Below are 18,135 nucleotides of genomic sequence, written 5' to 3' on the forward strand. Positions count from 1 at the left end.
GACCCCGGGAAAGCGACGCTAAACCCGCTGGTCAGGCAACCCGGTCCGATAGCCACGGACGTGTTCAACACAGGCACGATCCGGCGAGGCGGACTACGTTGATGTTGAACGGGTTGTCGCCACCATCACCCGACCGTGATGGTCTTTTCCCTGAGAGGCTGACAGTGCGCTACACCAAGCTCGCCGGCATGGACGTCTCCGAACTCTGCCTCGGCATGATGAGCTACGGCGATCCATCGCGGGGCAACCACTCGTGGTCCCTGCCCGAAGAGGACTCCCGGCCGTTCATCAAGGCCGCCCTCGACGCCGGCATCAACTTCTTCGACACCGCGAACGTCTACTCCGACGGCTCCTCCGAGGAGATCACCGGCCGGGCGTTGAAGGACTTCGCGCGGCGCGACGAGATCGTCCTCGCGACGAAGGTGAACGGCCGCATGCACAGCGGCACCAACGGCGCCGGGCTGTCGCGCAAGGCGATCCTCTCCGAGATCGACAACTCGCTGCGCCGGCTGGGCACCGACTACGTGGACCTGTACCAGATCCACCGCTTCGACAGCACCGTCCCGCTGGAGGAGACCCTCGAAGCGCTGCACGACGTCGTCAAGTCCGGCAAGGCTCGCTACATCGGTGCGTCCTCCATGTACGCGTGGCAGTTCGCCAAGGCGTTGTTCACACAACGGGCGAACGGCTGGACGCGGTTCGTGTCCATGCAGAACCACTACAACCTCCTCTACCGCGAGGAGGAGCGCGAGATGCTGCCGTTCTGCGCGGACCAGGGCATCGCCGTGATCCCGTGGAGCCCGCTGGCGCGCGGCCGCCTGGTCCGCGACTGGGACTCGACGACCGCCCGCACCGAGACCGACGAGTTCGGGTCCACCCTGTACCTGGAGACGGACCGCGCGATCGTCGAGCAGGTGGCCGCCGTGGCCTCCGCCCGCGGTGTGTCCCGGGCCCAGGTGGCGCTGGCGTGGCTGCGGCGCAACCCCGTGGTGACCGCGCCGATCGTCGGCGTCACGAAGCCCGCGCAGCTCGACGACGCGCTGGCGGCGCTCGACTTCGAGCTCACCGGCGACGAGGTGGCGCAGCTCGAGTCCGGGTACGAGCCGCACCGCATCGCCGGCCACTCCTGACCACGCGAACGCGGAGTTACACTCCGGCTCGTGCCGAACTTGCGGATCAGCGAGGCCGCCGCGCTGCTCGGGGTCAGTGACGACACCCTGCGCCGGTGGATCGACCAGGGCCGCCTCGCGCCCGTCGTCCTCGACAACGGGCGCAAGGGCGTCAGCGGCACCGAGCTCGCCGCGTTCGCGCAGAAGATGACCGACGTGGCGGAGCCCGGTGCGACGGTGGCGGCCTCGGCGCGCAACCGCATGAAGGGCATCGTCACGCGGGTCGTCAAGGACGGCGTCATGGCCCAGGTCGACATGCAGGCCGGGCCCTTCCGCGTCACGTCCCTGATGAGCAGGGAGTCCGCGGACGAGCTCGGCCTGGAGGTCGGCAGCGTCGCCGTGGCCTCGATCAAGTCGACGCACGTCGTCGTCGAGATCCCCGAGGCGTGAAGTCCTCTAGACGAACGCGCTCTGCCCGGTGATCGCCTTGCCGACGATCAGCGTGTTCATCTCGCGCGTGCCCTCGAACGAGTAGATCGCCTCGGCGTCGGCGAAGAAGCGCGCCACGTCGTACTCCAGCACGATCCCGTTGCCGCCGAAGATCTCCCGCGCCCACGCCACGACCTCGCGCATCCGGGAGGTCACGTACGCCTTCGCGAGCGACGAGTGCTCGTCCTTGAAGATGCCCGCGTCCTGCAACCGGGCGAGCTGCACGAGCATGCCCCAGGACGCGGTGATGTTCCCGAGGGACTGCACCAGCTTGTCCTGCACCATCTGGAAACGGGCGATCGGGCGGCCGAACTGCTCGCGCTCCTTGGCGTAGGCGAGAGCGGCCTCGTAGGCGCCGATCATCACGCCGAGCGCCTGCCACGCGACACCGCCGCGGGTGGCGCGCAGGATCTCGGCGACGTCGCGGAACGAGTTGATGTTCTGCAGGCGGTTCGCCTCCGGCACGCGGACGTCGGTCAGGGTGATCTCGGCGTTCTCGACGATGCGGAACGCGATCTTGCCCTCGATCTTCTCTGCGACGAAGCCGGGCATGTCCTTCTCCACGACGAAACCCTTGACCTGGTCGTCGTCGAGGTCGCGGGCCCACACCACCACGTAGTCGGCGAAGGTGGCGTTGCCGATCCACTTCTTGGCGCCGTTCAACACCCACGTGTCGCCCTCGCGCTTCGCGGTGGTGCGCATGCCGCCCGCCACGTCGGAGCCGCCGAGCGGCTCGGTCATGGCGAACGCGCCGATCTTGTCCATCGCGGCCATGGCGGGCAGCCAGCGGTCGCGCTGCTCCTGCGAGCCGCCCGAGTAGATCGAGTACATCGCGAGTCCGTTGTGGACTCCGAAGAAGGTCGCGACCGACGCGTCGGTGCGGGTCATCTCCATCGCGAGCATGCCGGCGAGCAGGTTGCTGACGGCGGCGGGGTGCTCGCCGTAGCCCTCGTAGGACAAGGCGGTGAGGCCGGCGCCGCGGAACTTGCCGATCAGCTCGTGCGGGAACTCGCCCTTGGCCCAGTACTCGTTGACCAGCGGCTTGATCTCGGTGGTCATGAACTCGCGGGCGCCGAGCAGGATCTTGCGCTCCTCGTCGCCCAGCAGCGCCTCGTAGTCGTAGAAGTCGGCCGTCAGCTGGTCTTCCAGGCGTTCCATCAGTTCTCCTCCAATGCCGTCAGAACGGCGAGCTGCCTGCGGTCGCGCGTCTCGGCCAGCGCCGAGTACGTGGAGGAGCCGTAAGCGTCTTCCACGGCCTTGATCAGCCGCTCCGGGTCGTGCGAGGGGCTGCCGAGCTCCAGGCTCCGCATGGACTTGCCGATGTGCCCTGCGAGGTGCCGGTAGCCGCCGGGGCCGCCACCGAGGTGCGCGCCCAGGAACGGGCCGACCGTCGCCCACCGCAGACCGAGCGAGTTAGTTACGACCGTGTCGAGGTCTCGCGGCGTGACAACGCCTTGTTCGACCAGGTACGCGGCTTCGCGGGAGAGCGCGGCCTGCAGGCGGTTGCCGACGAAACCGGGGATCTCGTTGCGTTCGACGACGGGCGTGCGGCCCAGCGAGCGGTAGAACTCGACGGCCCTGGCCACGGACTCCTCGCTCGTCTGCTCCCCCGGCACGACCTCGACCAGCGGGATCACGTGCGGCGGGTTGAACGGGTGTCCGATCAGGACGCGCGAGCCGTCGATTCCCTCGGTGAACGCGGTCGACGGGATGGCGGACGACGAGCTGAGCAGCAGCGCGTGGTCAGGTGCCTCCCGGACGAGCTCGGCGAACAGGGTCTTCTTGAACTCCAGGTCCTCCGGGCCGTTCTCCTGCACGAAGTCCGCGTCCCGCACGGCCTCGGCAACGGTCCCGACGACCTGCACGCCGTCGGGAACGACCAGGTCGGGACGGGGGTCCACGACCCGCACGGTCAGGCCGTGCCCGGCGAACAGGCGGGCCCACGACAGGCCGATCACCCCTGCTCCGACGACTGCGACGGTTGTCATGCTTCCTCCAAGTAGTTGTGAACCGGCTTGGCGGGAGCGAGCGTCAGGTCGGTGATGACGTGGCTGGCGGAGACGACCTCGAGCACGGGGAGGTCGGCGAGCGGCGCGAGGACGTGCTGGAACAGCTGCAGGCGCGCGGGACCCGTGTAGGCGGCCTTGACCACGACGTCGGTGATCTCCGTGCGCACGAGCTCCTGCACCCGCAACGAACCGTCATAGTCAGGGATCGTCTTCAGCATGAACGTTGGAACCGTGATCTCCGCCTCAGCCTGACGGGTGTCCAGTTCGAACTGTTTGTAACCCATCGTGGCTGTCGCCACCCGCACGGTGCCGTAGTCGAGCGTCCCGACCAGGGCACCGCTGTCGGCGTAGAGATTCGGTGAACCCATGACCTTCGGGTAGGCGCTGACCTCGCGGCCGGACGCGGTCGCGGCGAAGCTGTCCAGGTACATCGCGTGCAGGTACTCGCCGCGCTCCCCGTCGAAGACGACCGGGATCGCCTGCCCTGCCTCGGTGTACGGGCCGTACCCGGTGACGTCGTTCATCTTCATGACCTCGAACCGGACGAGCGGCTCATCGATCTCCAGCGGCTCCGGCACGACGGCCCGCAACGCCTCCGGATCGGTCCGGTAGACGATGTTCAGGTACTCGCGGTCGAAGAACCGGGGGCGCACGGCGGGAAACGCCGGCGCGGTCAGCGGTGTGGTTCCCAGCATCTCAACGTCCTGTCCACTGTGGAGCGCGACGCTCGGCGAACGCGGTCATGCCCTCGCGGACGTCGGCGGTGGTCATCAGGCGGGCGCTCTCGGCGCGTTGCGCGGCCCAGGGATCGCGGGAACGCACGACGGCCTTGACGGCGGCGAGCGCCAGCGGGGCGTTCAGGGCGATCTGCTCGGCCAGTTGCAACGCGACCGCGGCGGCCTCGCCGTTCGGCACGACCCTGTTGGCCAGGCCCAGCTCACCCGCGCGGCGGCCGTCGACCGGTTCGCCGGTCAGCAGGATCTCCATCGCGAGGTGGTGCGGGATCCGCTGCGGCAGGCGGACGACTCCCCCGGCGGCGGCGATCAGGCCGCGCTTCACCTCGGGCAGTCCGAACTTCGCGTCCTCGGCGGCGACGACGAGATCGCAGCCCAGAGCCAGCTCGAACCCGCCGCCCAGCGCGTACCCCTCGACCGCGGCGATCAGCGGCTTGGTGAGCGAGGCCTCGGTGAGACCGCCGAGCCCCCGGTCGCCGACCACCGGCGACTCGCCCTGGAGCGCGGCCTTGAGGTCCATGCCGGCGCTGAACGAGCCCCCGGCCCCCGTGAGCACGCCCACGCGCAGGTCCGGCGTGGCCTCCAGTTCGTCCAGGGCGGCGGAGAGCCTCGTCGCGACGGCCGCGTTGACGGCGTTGCGGGCCTCCGGCCGGTCGATCGTGATCAGCAGGGCCGAGCCGACGCGTTCGGTGCGAACCTCGTTCATGCCAACTCCTTCAGCACTTCGGCGGTGTCCTGACCGGGCAGCGGGGCCAGGCGGCGGACGGTGGCGGGCGTGGCGGAGAACCGGACGGGGATGCCGATCGAGCGGATGGCGCCCTCGCTCGGGTGGTGCACGACGTCGAGCAGGTGACCGTCGCGGACGTACGGGTCCTCGTGGGCCTTGTCCAACTCCAGCACGGGCCCGAACGGGATGCTGTGCTTCGCGCACACCTCGGCCCAGTCCTCGCTGCTCAGAGCGGGGGCGCACGCGTCGACCAGACCCATCAGGTCGTCGCTGTCGCCGGGGTCGATCCGCTCACCGGCGACGCGCGGGTCCTCGACCAGGTCGGGACGGCCCGCGGCGGCGAAGAAGTCGCGGAAGTTCTGCGGGGTGTAGGGCACGACGCACGCCAGCCCGTCCTTCGTGTGCACGGCGTGGTGGCCCTTGGCCATCGACAGGTTGAAGCCCGTCGGCCCCTCCTCCGGCACGAACGCGTGACCCGAGAGGTGCTCGACCAGGTTGAACGCGATCATCGTGTCGGCCATCGGGACCTCGACCCGCTGGCCCTCACCGGTGTTGTTCCGGTGCACCAGCGCGGCGAGCACGCTGTAGGCGATGGTCAGCGACGACACCTTGTCGCCGAGGATCGTCGGCAGGTAGACCGGCCGCCCGAGGGCGCGGTTCGCGATGTCGACCAGACCGGACGCGCCCTGGATCGTCTCGTCGTAGGCGGCGGTGCCGGCGCGGTCGGAGTCGCCGCGGAAGCCCTGGGCGTGGGCGTAGACCAGGCCGGGGTTGCGCCCGGCGAGGTCGGCGTAGTCCATGCCGAGCCTGCTCAGCGCGCCGGGCCGCATGTTGGTGATCAGCACGTCGGCCGTGTCGATCAGTTCGAGGGCCTTCGCGCGGTCGCCGGAGTCCTTCAGGTTCAGCGCGATGCTGCGCTTGTTCCGGTTGACGTTGAGGCTCAACGGGGTCATGCCCGGCGTGGTGCGGTAGCGGCCGTTGCGGACGGTGTCCACAGGCGACTCGATCTTGATCACGTCGGCGCCGAGGTCTCCGAGGATCTGGGCCGCGTACGGGCCCATCACCACGGTCGAGAGGTCGATCACGCGCACGCCGTCCAGCGGACCGGCGGTGATGTCCTTCATCGTTCGTCCTTTCGCACCTGTACTTTCCTGCACCACCGAGGTTAGTGAGGAACAGCAGGAAAGGGAACGATCATGTCGCGAACAATGGTATGACCACAGCGGTCACACCATTGTTCATTTGACCAGCGGTTCCGCGAAGACCTCCTTCGCCGTGCCGACCAGCTCCTCGATGTCACCGCCGGAACCCCGGTCGCGCCTCCACAACAGTCCCGTGTCGAGCTGCGCGCGGAAGTCCTCGAACGGCAGAACAGCCATGTTCTCCAGCCGGTAGCCGCTCATCGCGCTGTCCTCGTCGAGCATCGAGACGGAGAACCCGAGGCCGCTCGACACGATCTCCGACGTGCCCTGATAACCGGTGTTGCTCAGCTGGATGCGCTTTTGGATGCCCAGTTCGCGCAGTTGCCGGTCGACTTGTTCGAAATAGGCGGGCATCATTTCTTCCGGCGACTTCGCATACGCGAGATCGGTCAGGTCAGCCAATTTGACCGAGCTTCGTCCTTCGAACTGGTCGGCGGGCACCACGGCGCCGAGGCGTTCCGTCATCACGTGCAGGGCGTCGAGAGAGGCCTCCTGCACGGGCAACCGCGCCAGCGTCAAAGCGAGCTTGCCCTCCTTCACCGCCGCGACGAGGTCCGTGGTCGAGCCCGGCCACCGCTTGACCTCGAACCGCCCGGCGACGCGCTCGGCCAGCAGGGTCAGCCGTTCCCGCAGCGCCGGGTGGACGCCCGCGGGCATGCCGACGAACACCGTGACGCGGCCGGGTCTCGCGGCCTGGTCGAGCCGCCACCGGATGGACCCGACGCGGTCGAGCACGTCCCGCGCGATCGGCAGCAGGGCGGCGCCCGCGTCCGTCAGCGCCACGTGGTGGGTGCTGCGGTCGAACAACGGCCGGCCCAGCTCGTGTTCCAGGTCCTTGACGCGCTGGCTCAGCGGCGACGCGGCCATGTGCAGCTTCCGCGCCGCCGCCGAGAAGTTCAGCTCCTCGGCGACCGCGACGAAGTACCTGAGGTGCAACAGTTCCACGCGACCACACTAGGCACTGTCCTGCACGTTCGTCGGGCGACAGTGGCGGCCGAGAGCCTCGCAGGACAGCACCTGGCCGTTCGGATCAGACCTTCCTGAGCACGAACTCGTCGCTGCGCCCACCGCCCAGCAGCACGTCCAGCCGCCCAGCCACCGCGTACGCGCCACACGGCGTGTTCGTGAGCGTCGTGGGGGCCTTGTCCGGCCACGCCACCTCCCGCACGACCTCGACCGTCGTCCACCGGTCGGGCGTGCGGACCTCGACCACGCGGTTGGCCGCGGTGTTGTCGACGAGCAACAGGCGGTCGCGGCCCAGGGCGAGCAGTCCGTCGGGCGCTCCGATCGGAGCGGTGATCGTGGTGACGTTCTGCGGCGCCGCCAACGGGATCACGGCGAGCTTGCGGGCGCCGGAGAGCGCGGCGACGAGCCTGTCGCCCACGTGCACGATGCCGTTGAGGCCCCAGCCACCGGACGCCGGCTGCGCGAGGTCGGGGTGCTGCACGAGCGTCGACACCGCACCCCCTGGCGACACGCTGAAGACCGTGCCGGAGATCGAGTCGGTGACGTGCGCGGTGCCGTCCGGGGCGAGCGCGACGTCGTTGGCGAAGTGGCCGGGGCCGGTGGCGAGCGTGACGCGGTGCAGGGCTCGGCCGGTGCGCAGGTCGTAGATGCCGAGGCCCGCGAACGCCCTGGTGGTCTCGGGCCTGCTGCGGTCGGCGAGGCCCAGGTCGGCGTTGGTGACGAGCAGGCGGCCGCGGCGCGCGTCGACTGCGATGCCCATCGTGGTGATCAGCCACGGGTCGTCGACCAGCGTGCGGGCCCGGCCGGAGCGGTCGACGCGCGACACCGTGCCGTGCGTGACGGATCCGACGAGGAACTGGTGCCGCGACGGGTCGTACGTCACGCCTTCGGGGTGCAGCGACGGGCCGTTGCCGGTGATCACCGGCTCGCAGCGGGGTGCGGCGTGCGCGACGGCCGGGGTGAGCAGGAGGACCAACAGCGAGATCAGGATTCTCGTCATCCTGCCGATCCTCACCGTGACGCGCGGTCCCCGGCTACCGCCTTCCGTCGCGACTTCGCCCTATCGTGCGGCCCGTGTTCACCGAGCAACCCGCCGCGTTCCGCCCGCGAACGATCACCGAGGTCCTCCGTCCGGCGAGCGCGGACGAGGTCGTGGAGATCGTCCGTTCCGGCAGGCGGCCGCTGCACCCGGTCAGCACGGGCCGCAACTGGGGCCTGGGTTCGGGTCTGCCGGTCGACGACGGTGCCGCGGTGCTCGACCTGTCGCGTCTGGACCGCGTGCGCGCGCTCGACCTCGAACGTGGCTACGCGGTGGTGGAACCGGGAGTCACCCAGGGTGCGCTCGCGGAGTTGTTGCGCGGCACGCCGAGGATCTTCAACCTCACCACGTCCTCGTTGCGCACCAGCGTGATCGGCAACGTCCTGGAGCGCGGTGTCGGCGTGCACCGCGCCCGCGCCGAGGACCTGGTGGGCCTCGAGGTGGTGCTGGCCGACGGCCGGCGGGAGCACGTGGGCTGGTGGCCGGGCACGTCGGCCGTTCCCCGGCCGCACGCCGCGGGGCCGGGGCTCACCCACCTGTTCACGCAGTCGTCGTTCGCGGTCGTCACAGCCGCCGTCGTCCGGCTGCTGCCGAGGCCGGAGGAGGTGCGGGTGCTGCCGTTCACCTTCGCCTCCGACGACCTGGCCGACGCGGTGGACGCGCTGCGGTCGTGGACGGAGCAGCGCCTGGTGCCGCCGACCACCAAGGTCTACAACCCGGTCGCCGCCCAGGCGGACGGCTACCTCGCGCACGTCTGCCTGAGCGGCGCCGGCGAGGTCGTCGAGGCGCTGAGCTCGGTCCTCCTCGCGGCGGCAGGGCGTTCACCGCTCGTCGCGGCACCGGCCTACTCGGTGGACGACGTGGTCCGCGCGACGTACGCGGGCGACCCGGACCCGGCCGACACCTGGTTCCTGCGCAGGACCGCGGGCTGCCCCGCCGACCGGTTCGACGCCGAACGCGGGCTCCTGATGTTCCTGCCGGTCGTCCCGTTCTCGGGAGAGGCGGTCGCGCTCACCGAGGAGCTGATCCGCGACTGCTGCGCCTCGGCGCCCGCGGTCACCGTGAACGTGCTCGACAGCGACGCCGTCGACCACGTCGTCGGGCTCGGCTTCCCCGCACACGATCCGGCGGCCGCGGCGGAGGCGCGGGAGTCGCTCGACCGGTTGCACAAAGCTTTTGCGGCGCACGGGTTCCTGCCTCACCGGCGGGACGTCGACCGGCCCGGGGCGGCAACGGCGCTGCAGGCGAGAATCGGGCGGGCACTGGACCCGGACGGGGTGTTCGCGCCGGGCAGGTACTCGGCGGGCCGCTGATCGGCGTTACCCGCCCAGCCCGGCCAGTTTGCGCGCCGCCTCCGACTCGCCCCAGCGGAAACCGATGCGGCGCGACAACTCCACGGCCTCGGTGTAGGAGGCCCTGGCCTGCTCCGCCCGCCCCGCCAGCTCGTGCACGATGCCGCGGTCGAGCAGCACGCCCGCCTCGATCTGCCTGTCCCCCACCGACCGCGCGAGCCGCAACGCCTCCTCCGCCAGTTCCAGTGCCCGGTCGAGCGACCCGAGCTGGCGGTGCGCGTCGGCCATGTTCGCCAGCGCGTGCAGCTCACCGGACCTGTCGCCGCACGCCCGCAGCGTCGTCAGCGTCTCCTCGTAACACGCCAGCGCGGCCGGGAGATCACCCATCGCCGCGTGCACCAGCCCCAGGTTCGTGCGCACGTAGGCCGCCCCCTGCGAGTCGTCCAGCTCCTCGCGCAACGTCAGCGAGGCCTCCAGCGACGTCAGCGCGGCGGGCAGGTCGCGGCGGCGCCAGTGCGCGATGCCGAGGTTGTTGAGCGTCACGGCCTCCAACTGGCGGTCGTGCAGCCGGCGGGCCAGTTCCAGTGCGGCCGTCCAGTGCTGCTGGGCCTCGGCGAACTTGAAGCCGCGCTCGTAGGCCGCGCCGAGTTCCTTCAACGCCAACGCTTCCGCGCGCACGTCGCCCAGCGAACGCGCGGCCTCCAGTGCCAGGGCGTTGAGGGCAGCCCAGTCCGCCACCTCGGAGCGGCGGCGGAAGTACCAGGACAGTCCGCCGGCGAACGCGATCGCGTCGGCCGGCGACGCCTGGTGGGCGGCGGCGATCAGGTTGTCGCGCTCCTCGGCGAGCCAGAGGTCGGACGGGTTGTCCGCCAACGCTTCCAGGTAGTGCTTGTGCAGGCGTTCCAGCGCCAGCGACCGTTCCTCCGGCGACTCCGAGGCGCGGCAGCGTTCGCGGGCGAACAGGCGCAGCAGGTCGTGCAACGCGAACCGGCCGGGCACCGGTTCCTCGACCAGGTGCGCGTCGGCCAGTTCGGCGAGCAGTTCCTCCACGTCCGGCACGTCGGTGAGCGCCCGTGCCGCCGCGACCGCGAAGTCCGGGCCGTCGAGGAGCCCGAGCAGCCGGAACACCCCCGCCACGGCGGAGGATCCCAGCTCGGCGTAGCTGACCTCGAACGCCGAGCGCACCGCGACGTCACCGAGCCTGAGCTCGTCGAGGCGGCGCGTCTCGTCCGCCAGGCGCGCGGCCAGCAACGGCGCGGTCCACTGTGGACGGGCGGCGAGCCGGGCTCCCGCGATGCGCAGCGCCAGCGGCAGTCCACCGCACCAGCGCACGAGTTCCGCCGCGTCCTCGACCTCACCGGCGACTCCCTGCAGCAACTGGGACGCGTCCTCCAGCGGCAGCGCGCCGAGTCTCACGTACGACGCACCCGTCAGCGAAGTCAGCGGGCGGCGGGACGTGATGAGCACGGCCGAGCCGGGTCCGGTCGGCAGCAGGCGTTTGACCTGGCCCGCGGTGGCGACGTTGTCCAGCACCACCAGCAGCCTTCGTGACGCGGTGAGCGAGCGGTAGCGCAGGGCCTCCTCGTCGCCGGCCCGTTCGCCGAGCGCGCGCAGGAACTGGCTCAGGACCCGCTCGGAGGCGCCGTCGGAGAGGTCGGCGTAGAGCTGGCCGTCCGGGAACCTCGCCGTGATCTCGTGGGCGGCCCGCACCGCGAGCGCCGACTTCCCGATCCCTGCCTGCCCGGTGATCACGCACACCGCGACCCGGTCCTGCCGCAGCTGGGCCTTGACGAGGTTCAGCTCGCGGGCCCGTCCGGCGAAGGTGACGACGTCCGGCGGCAGCTGGCGGATCGCCGCCGCGCCAACGGGTTTCGCGCGCAGTACCTCGGCCTGCAGGCGCCGCAGCGACTCCCCCGGCTCGACGCCGAGCTCGTCCATCAGCACCCGGCGGCACTCCTGGTAGGCGGCCAGCGCCTCGGCCGGCCTGCCCGCGCGGTGCAGCGCGACCATCTGCTGTTCGCGCAGGCGTTCGTTCAACGGGTGCTCGCGCACCCACTCGCCCAGGTCCGCGACGACCTCGACGTGCCGGCCGAGGTCGAGCTCCGCCTCCGCGCACTCGACCCGCGCGGCCAGCCGCAGCTCCTCCAGCTGGGCGACGACGCCGCGCAGCAGCCCGGACGCGGCCAGGTCCGCGAGGGCGGGCCCGCGCCACAACGCGAGCGCCTCCCGGTAGCTCTGCGGCGTGCGTTCCCGGCGGGCGACCTCCAGCAGTGCGGTGAACCGGGTCAGGTCGAGCTCGGCGGGGTCGACCGACATCAGGTAGCCGGGCGCCCGCGAGAGCAGCCGCGAGCCGACGATCTTGCGCAGCTGGTAGACGTAGACCTGGAGGTTCTTCAGCGCGGTCTTGGGCGGCGCGTCGTCCCACAGCACGCTGATCAACCGGTCGACCGACAGCACCCTGCCCGGCTGCGCGAGGAGCAACGCGAGCACCGCTCGTTGTTTGGGCGGCCCGAGGTTCAGCCGCGCGCCGTCGTCGGCGAGACACTCGACCGGCCCGAGCACCCGGAACTCCACGTTCCCGATCGTAACCACCATCCACATACCGGACGCATGCCACGCGCCGGGACGTTCGACCCATGACGAAAACCTCACTGGCACTGGTGGTGGCACTCGGCACCCTCGCGGCCGCCGTGTCCCCCGCCCAGGCCGTCGAGCCCTACTCCTCCAGTCCCTCCGAGTCGCACGCCGTGCGGTCGGGCGGCGGCTACGACGTGTTCGTCGGCGGCGTTCGCAGAGCGACCTTCCCCGTCAGCGATCCCGCCTACACGATCAAGTCGTCCTCGTCCGCGGACGGCGCCTCGGCCGCCGTGATCTCCGACTTCGACGGCACCCGCGGCACCTCGCTGCACGCGGTCGACCGCTACGGCAAGTCCCGTCTCGTGGCGCGCGGGTCGATCACCTCGGCCGTGTTCCGCGGTTCCTCGCTGGCCTACGCGGACGGCGAGAACGTCGTGGTGGACGGCGTTTCGGCGGGCAAGCTCCAGGGCCGCGCGCCCCAGCTGCTCGGCTTCACCTCCGACGGCACCGGGCTGCTCGCCGTGCAGCACCCGGACGTCGCCGACGACAGCACCTACGTGGGCTCGCTGGTGCGGTTCGACCTGAAGTCCGGCGCCGTGAAGCCGTTGGTCACCTCGGACTCCACCGCGCTGTACCGGGACTTCAAGCTCGTCGACGTCAAGGGCGAGCGGCACGTCAGCTTCATCAAGCACAACGAGATCTACCGCTGCGGTGGCACCGACCCGCAGTGGCTGGGCCTCGCGTCGGAGGACGGCGAGATCCGGTCGTTGGCCGGGGAGACCCGGCACCACTACCGCAGCGCGGTGTGGAGCACCGACGGCGCGCGCGTGGCGTACGAGGTCATGGGCTGCGTGGCCGACAAGAAGCTCGGCCCCGACCAGTTCGCCGGCTTCAACGGCGTCTACGTCCAGGACCTGGCTTCGCACAAGGCCTCGCGCGTCGTCGAGGGCCTGTCGTATAACTACGCGCTGACCGGCATCGACGGCGGCGAGGCCGTGATCGGCAGCCCCGCCCGCGGTTACGTGAAGGCGTCGGGCCTGAAGGCCGCGACGCTCGACGGCGGCCAGGTCACGACGATGGGCCGGCTGAACCGCGCCGAGTACATCCACCAGTTGTGGGACACGCGCAACGACTTCAACGGGAACTCGTCCTGCGGCCCGACCAGCGCCGTGATCGACCTCGTGACCTACCAGCTGCCCACCGAGTTCGGCGTGCAGGTCTCGCAACCGTTCTCGCACTACTCGAAGTGGGGCCGCTACATCACCGACGAGTTCTCCAACCGCGGCACCACCTTCAACCGCACGATGAACGACTGGGGACGCACCGGCAGCTGGAAGGGCGCGCACGGCTGGATCACCGGCTACTACTGCGGCGGCAACCCGGCCCGCCCCTGCGCCTCCTGGGAGTCCGAGCGCGACTTCCTGGCCCGCAACGGCGCCGCCGTCCAGCAGGGCAACTTCACCCCGGCCCAGGTCCGCGCGTTCCTCGACCAGGGCAAGTTCGTGATCATGAGCGGCACGTGGGGCTCGACCGCCGGCCACCTGTCCGTGGTGATCGGCTACCACGACAACGGCCAGTTCTACGTCCACGACACCTACGGCGCCGGCACGGACGGCAGCTACGACGGGGCGAACCAGCTCTACAGCTGGAACTACATCGCTCCCGTGCAGATGTGGGCGGCCTGAGGTGAACCGATCCCTCCTACTCGCGCGCACCGCGGGCAGGAGGGATCAGGTCGTCCAGCGGGTCGCCCGGTGCGGGCGCCTCCGGGGAGCGCTGGGCTTCGGCGTGGACCTCGGCGTTCGTCCTGTGCGCGACGGGATCCCAGATCTCCTCGAACGGCGCCATCAGCGACTGCCCGCTGCCGGTGCGGCGGGCCCGCAGGGCGTACCACGTGAACCCGGCCAGCGTGAGCGGCAGGCTCAGGAACGCGGCCACGCCGAGCATCAGCTCCATGCGGCCGACTGTACAGTGACACGACGTTTCCAGAAACACTGTGTTACTGAATGGGCGAGTGATGGTCAGGCTGACACGGTCCGAACAGCAGGCACGCACCCACGAACACCTGCTGCGCGCCGGGCGCGAGGTGTTCCTGCGCCGGGGCTTCCTGGGGGCGACGGTCGAGGAGATCGCCGCGGACGCCGGGTACACCCGCGGCGCGGTCTACAAGCACTTCGGCAGCAAGGAAGGCCTGTGGCTGGCGATCGTCGAGGCCGACGCGGGAACCCACTTCGACGGCCTGCGCACCGCACTGCGCCAGGCCGGTGATCGCGACGGCCTGATCGCGGTGCTCGGCGGCACGGCGAACGAGGAGGCGGCGAAGTGGACCGCCGTTACGGCCGAGGTGCTCGCCGCCACGGCCCAGCAGCCGGAGATCGCAACGCAGGTCGCCGCACTCCAGCAGCGTCACGACGACCAGGTTGTCGCCCTGCTGACCGAGCACTTCGAGCGGCTGGGAATCCACCCCACGCTCCCCGTGGAGCACCTGGTCATCACGGTGGGAGCGCTGGGAATCGGTCTGGCCCTGCGACAGGCGGTCATCCAGGGAACGGGACCGGACGTCCTCACCCAGATCCTGAAGATGATGCTCCCAAGTACTTGACGGCTGGCGTCAAGTACTTGATATCGTCTGTCAAGTGTCGACCCTCTCGGAACACGTGGACCTGCGGAACGACCTGATCCGGCTCGTGACGAGCCGGCTGCTCGACCCGCTGGAGATCCTGCTGCCGCAGGCCGATCTCGCCGACCTGCGGTCGTCCGTCCGCGCCGACGCCGACATGTGGGCGGCCCAGCTGCTCGGACAGGACGACGCCTTGGCCCGCCGGGTCGTCGTCCGCCTGCTTGCCGTGCTCCACCCGGGCGACACCCCGTTCGACCCGCCCGAAAGCTGGTGGGCGACGCCGTTGGGCCGCGTCGCCGCGCGCCGTGCGGGCCACCCGAGCAAGGACCACGTGTCCCTGGGGGTGGCCGGAGCAATGCTCGGCATCACCCGCCAGGGCGTGCACGACCTCGTGAACCGCAACAAGTTGCTGCGGCACCCGGACGGCGGCGTCACCGTCGACTCGATCCGCACACGCCTGAGCCTGAGGAGAGACCAGTGAAGCTGGCAGCGACCGATTTCGGCGGCGACGGCCGGCCGTTCCTGCTCCTGCACGGCCTGGGCGGCGACAGATCAGCCTGGCAATCGCTTGCGCCCCAACTGGACGGGCGCGCCGTCGCGGTCGACCTCCGCGGGCACGGCGACAGCCCCGACGGGCCGTGGGACTGGGAAGCGGTGCTCGACGACCTCGACGACACCGCCGTCCACTTCGGACTCGACAACCCCGTGGTCGTCGGCCATTCGCTGGGCGGGGTCATCGCGGGCCTGTGGGCGCTGCGGCACCCGTCGTGCCCGGCGGCGGTGAGCCTGGACGGACACCGTTCCGCCACAACGCATCCGGCGAACTACGCGGGTCTGTCCGAAGAGGAGGTGACCAGGGGCCTGGCCGAGCTGAACGCGATCTTCGACGCCCAGCTGGAGACGATCACCCGCCCGTCCCCCGAGATCCTCTCAACGCTGAGGACCTCCCCGGAACTCCTCGACGCCCTACCGGTCTTCGCGAAGGTGACCGCGCCGTTCCTGCTGGTGCTCGCCACCCGCAACCTCCCGGTGCCGCCCACCCTGGTGCCGCTCTTCGACGCCCACCGCGCCGGACTGCGCCGCGACCTGCCACCGACCATCGAGGTGCGCGAGATCGACGCGACGCACGGCATGGTGTCCGGACTGCCCGCGGAGGTCGCGGCGATCGTCAATCACTTCGTGAGCAGCCGCTTCAACGCCTGACGCGCCCGGCCCGGCGCCGTGCTGTCGCGTTCGAGCTGCAGGAAGTGGTTGAGCGCCAGCATGACCCCGAGGATCTCGTAGATCATCTGGTCGACGTCCGTGTCCAGCTTCAGGTCACCGTCGCTCACCGCGCGCCGGATGTGGATCCGCAAGTCCCGGCGCCACAACGCGTTCATACCCGCCAGCGCGTCCCGCACCCGCCCGCTGCGCCCGTCGAACTCGGCCGTCGCGGCGGTGAAGAAGCACCCACCGGGCAGCACCTCGCGTTCGAGGTAGGACACCCACGCCTCGCAGACGTCGACCAGCCGCGGCAACCCCGACGGCATCTGCTTCACCTTGCGCGGCACCTCCCGCAGGAACACCTCCGCGGCCTGGTCGACCACCGCGAGTTGCAGCGCCTCCTTGGTGCCGAAGTGCCCCAGCAACCCGGCTTTGCTCATCCCGAGCTCCGCGGCGAGCCGCCCGATCGTGAGCCCCTCCAGCCCCTCCGCCGAGGCGATGGCGAGGCTGTGCTCGAGGATGCGCTGCCGCGTCTCCAGTGTGTCGGCGACAGATCTGCGCGGGCTCATCCCTGTAGCTTACGTCTCTTTAGCTACCGACCGATCGGTTGCTATATTCGCGACGTCGCAGCCTCGCCGAAGGAGCTCACCTTGTCCGGATCACGTGTCGTGGCGTTCGGCCATCACCAGCCCGAGCGAGTGCTGACCAACGCCGACCTGGAAAAGATGGTCGACACCAACGACGCGTGGATCCTCCAGCGCACCGGCATCGCCACCCGCCGCATAGCCGCCGAATCCGAATCCGTGGCCGACATGGCCTCCGAAGCAGGCGCCAAGGCCCTGGCCGCCTCCGGCCTGTCCCCCTCCGACATCGGCCAGGTCATCGTCGCCACCTGCTCGGCCATCGACCGCAGCCCCTCCACCGCGGCCTCCGTGGCAGCCCGCCTCTCCATCCCCTCCGCAGTGGTCTTCGACCTCAACAACGCCTGCGCCGGCTTCTGCACCGCCCTCACCACCGCAGACCACACCATCCGCGCAGGCGCGGCCGAGCACGCCCTCGTCATCGGCGCCGAGAAGATGTCCGACCTCGTCGACTGGACCGACCGCTCCTCCTGCATCCTGCTGGGTGACGGCGCCGGCGCGGCCGTGGTCAGCGCCTCCCCCGAAGCCCTGATCGGCCCGGCGACCTGGGGCTCGGACCCCACCCGCAGCAACGCCGTCCGCCTCGTCGACGACTGGCAGCCCCGCTTCGAACAGGAGGGCCAGGCCGTCTTCCGCTGGGCCACCAGCGAACTCCCCGCCATCGCCGTCCAGGCCTGCGAACGGGCAGGCATCGCCGTCACGGACCTGGCAGCCGTCGTCACCCACCAGGCCAACCTGCGCATCATCGAGGCACTGACCAGGAAACTCGGCCTGCGCGACGACGTGGTCATCGCCCGGGACGTGGTGGAGTCCGGCAACACCTCCGCCGCCTCGGTACCGCTCGCACTGTCCAAGATGGCCGAACGCGGCGAGCTCCCGTCGGGCGCGCCCGTGCTGCTGTTCGCCTTCGGCGGCGGACTCTCGTGGGCAGGCCAGGTCATCACCACCCCGTAGGCCCCGACGGCACGGCGAAGCCGAAGGCGAGGCGTCCCTCCTGACAGCAAGGGCAACGGCGAAGCCGAGCCACCTGGCCGCTAACGGCAATGGCGAAGCCGAGGCGTGCGAACTTCTCTCGGCTGAGTCAGCGGTGGAACGCAACCACGACGGCGATTGGGGCTTGACTTCGGGTGTGAGGCCCTACACTGATCGATCGGCTGGGCTCCTTTGATGCCCAGCTTTCAAGGCCGATCCAGGGCCTCACAAGGGCCCCGAAGTCAAGCCCCAATCGCGATCGTCGCGAAGCGGCGATGACCGGCACCGGCTCGTCACGGGCCAACGCAGCCACCCTCGCAAGGTGACCTTCGGCCACGCCAGGCGACCACCCGCTGAAACGGGAACACCCCGGAAATAGGCCGGTGTGGCGACTCGGGAGCCCGCCGAGCCGCCACACCGTTGGTGACGCGCGAAGAAGAAGCTTCAGACCACCGGCGCGGAAACGAGCGCATCGCCGCGTGACGTCATAGGTCCGCCACCTGGCCACGCGGGCGACGTCGGAGTTCGCCGTTCCCGCTTGCCCTTTACCGACGA

18 protein-coding genes are annotated in these 18,135 nt (G+C 70.4%); 8 read left to right on the forward strand and 10 right to left on the reverse strand.

Translation table 11 applies throughout. The annotated features are described in order from the left end of the window. Positions 1-164 precede the first annotated feature (164 nt). Together IE307_RS05235 and IE307_RS05240 are read left to right on the forward strand one after the other, a co-directional pair. Positions 165-1,130, forward strand: a complete 966-nt coding sequence (locus IE307_RS05235; protein ID WP_308436332.1) for an aldo/keto reductase — start codon at positions 165-167, stop codon at positions 1,128-1,130. A 30-nt stretch (positions 1,131-1,160) separates the two neighbouring features. Beyond that, the gene (locus IE307_RS05240; RefSeq protein ID WP_191296257.1) at positions 1,161-1,559 is read left to right on the forward strand and encodes a TOBE domain-containing protein; all 399 of its coding nucleotides are present in this window, start codon (positions 1,161-1,163) and stop codon (positions 1,557-1,559) included. Between the two features lie 6 nt (positions 1,560-1,565). Here the strand turns inward: IE307_RS05240 and IE307_RS05245 are convergent, their stop codons facing one another. From IE307_RS05245 to IE307_RS05275, 7 genes are all read right to left on the reverse strand, one after another. Then, positions 1,566-2,756 (reverse strand): acyl-CoA dehydrogenase family protein, encoded by a 1,191-nt coding sequence (locus tag IE307_RS05245; RefSeq protein WP_191296258.1) that lies wholly within the window; start codon positions 2,754-2,756, stop codon positions 1,566-1,568. Further along, positions 2,756-3,586 carry a 3-hydroxyacyl-CoA dehydrogenase NAD-binding domain-containing protein gene (locus IE307_RS05250; RefSeq protein ID WP_191296259.1) on the reverse strand — a complete coding sequence of 277 codons (831 nt, stop codon included), beginning with the start codon at positions 3,584-3,586 and terminating at the stop codon, positions 2,756-2,758. The genes IE307_RS05245 and IE307_RS05250 overlap by 1 nt, the downstream gene beginning before the upstream one ends. Continuing rightward, the gene (locus tag IE307_RS05255) at positions 3,583-4,302 is read right to left on the reverse strand and encodes an acetoacetate decarboxylase (protein ID WP_191296260.1); all 720 of its coding nucleotides are present in this window, start codon (positions 4,300-4,302) and stop codon (positions 3,583-3,585) included. Before IE307_RS05255 ends, IE307_RS05250 begins: the two co-directional genes overlap by 4 nt. A 1-nt stretch (position 4,303) precedes the next feature. Beyond that, positions 4,304-5,047: a crotonase/enoyl-CoA hydratase family protein gene (locus tag IE307_RS05260; protein WP_191296261.1), complete on the reverse strand. Its 744-nt coding sequence runs from the start codon at positions 5,045-5,047 to the stop codon at positions 4,304-4,306. Further along, entirely contained in the window at positions 5,044-6,192 is a 1,149-nt protein-coding gene (locus IE307_RS05265; protein ID WP_191296262.1) for a CaiB/BaiF CoA transferase family protein, read from the reverse strand. Before IE307_RS05265 ends, IE307_RS05260 begins: the two co-directional genes overlap by 4 nt. Positions 6,193-6,306: 114 nt before the next feature. Beyond that, a complete protein-coding gene (locus IE307_RS05270; protein WP_191296263.1) occupies positions 6,307-7,215 on the reverse strand; it encodes a LysR family transcriptional regulator in 909 nt (302 codons plus the stop codon). Positions 7,216-7,300: 85 nt separating this feature from the next. Beyond that, positions 7,301-8,236, reverse strand: a complete 936-nt coding sequence (locus tag IE307_RS05275; protein ID WP_191296264.1) for a hypothetical protein — start codon at positions 8,234-8,236, stop codon at positions 7,301-7,303. Between the two features lie 74 nt (positions 8,237-8,310). Between IE307_RS05275 and IE307_RS05280 the strand changes: the two genes are divergently transcribed. Continuing rightward, complete coding sequence (locus IE307_RS05280; RefSeq protein ID WP_229904400.1) at positions 8,311-9,588, forward strand: FAD-binding oxidoreductase; 1,278 nt, start codon at positions 8,311-8,313, stop codon at positions 9,586-9,588. A 6-nt stretch (positions 9,589-9,594) separates the two neighbouring features. Here IE307_RS05280 and IE307_RS05285 read toward each other — a convergent pair whose 3' ends face one another. Continuing rightward, positions 9,595-12,141 (reverse strand): AfsR/SARP family transcriptional regulator, encoded by a 2,547-nt coding sequence (locus tag IE307_RS05285; RefSeq protein ID WP_191296265.1) that lies wholly within the window; start codon positions 12,139-12,141, stop codon positions 9,595-9,597. Positions 12,142-12,203: 62 nt separating this feature from the next. On the opposite strand from IE307_RS05285, the gene IE307_RS05290 reads away from it, so the two are divergent. Then, the gene (locus IE307_RS05290) at positions 12,204-13,829 is read left to right on the forward strand and encodes a C39 family peptidase (protein WP_191296266.1); all 1,626 of its coding nucleotides are present in this window, start codon (positions 12,204-12,206) and stop codon (positions 13,827-13,829) included. A 16-nt stretch (positions 13,830-13,845) separates the two neighbouring features. On the opposite strand, the gene IE307_RS05295 is transcribed toward IE307_RS05290, so the two are convergent. Continuing rightward, positions 13,846-14,100 carry a hypothetical protein gene (locus tag IE307_RS05295; protein ID WP_229904401.1) on the reverse strand — a complete coding sequence of 85 codons (255 nt, stop codon included), beginning with the start codon at positions 14,098-14,100 and terminating at the stop codon, positions 13,846-13,848. Between the two features lie 61 nt (positions 14,101-14,161). Between IE307_RS05295 and IE307_RS05300 the strand changes: the two genes are divergently transcribed. The 3 genes from IE307_RS05300 to IE307_RS05310 are packed head-to-tail and all read left to right on the forward strand — an operon-like array spanning position 14,162 to position 15,967. Beyond that, on the forward strand, positions 14,162-14,746 hold the full coding sequence (locus IE307_RS05300; protein ID WP_191296267.1) for a TetR/AcrR family transcriptional regulator: 585 nt from the start codon (positions 14,162-14,164) through the stop codon (positions 14,744-14,746). A gap of 34 nt (positions 14,747-14,780) precedes the next feature. Further along, entirely contained in the window at positions 14,781-15,245 is a 465-nt protein-coding gene (locus IE307_RS05305; protein ID WP_229904402.1) for a hypothetical protein, read from the forward strand. Beyond that, positions 15,242-15,967, forward strand: a complete 726-nt coding sequence (locus tag IE307_RS05310; protein ID WP_191296268.1) for an alpha/beta fold hydrolase — start codon at positions 15,242-15,244, stop codon at positions 15,965-15,967. The genes IE307_RS05305 and IE307_RS05310 overlap by 4 nt, the downstream gene beginning before the upstream one ends. Here the strand turns inward: IE307_RS05310 and IE307_RS05315 are convergent. Beyond that, complete coding sequence (locus tag IE307_RS05315) at positions 15,937-16,536, reverse strand: TetR/AcrR family transcriptional regulator (protein WP_191296269.1); 600 nt, start codon at positions 16,534-16,536, stop codon at positions 15,937-15,939. The two genes, IE307_RS05310 and IE307_RS05315, sit on opposite strands and share 31 nt — an antisense overlap. An 81-nt stretch (positions 16,537-16,617) precedes the next feature. On the opposite strand from IE307_RS05315, the gene IE307_RS05320 reads away from it, so the two are divergent. After that, the gene (locus IE307_RS05320) at positions 16,618-17,562 is read left to right on the forward strand and encodes a beta-ketoacyl-ACP synthase III (RefSeq protein ID WP_191296270.1); all 945 of its coding nucleotides are present in this window, start codon (positions 16,618-16,620) and stop codon (positions 17,560-17,562) included. The last annotated feature ends 573 nt before the right edge of the window (positions 17,563-18,135 follow it).

Origin of the sequence: Lentzea cavernae, from assembly GCF_014653695.1 — a bacterium.
Classification (GTDB): Bacteria; Actinomycetota; Actinomycetes; order Mycobacteriales; family Pseudonocardiaceae; genus Lentzea; species Lentzea cavernae.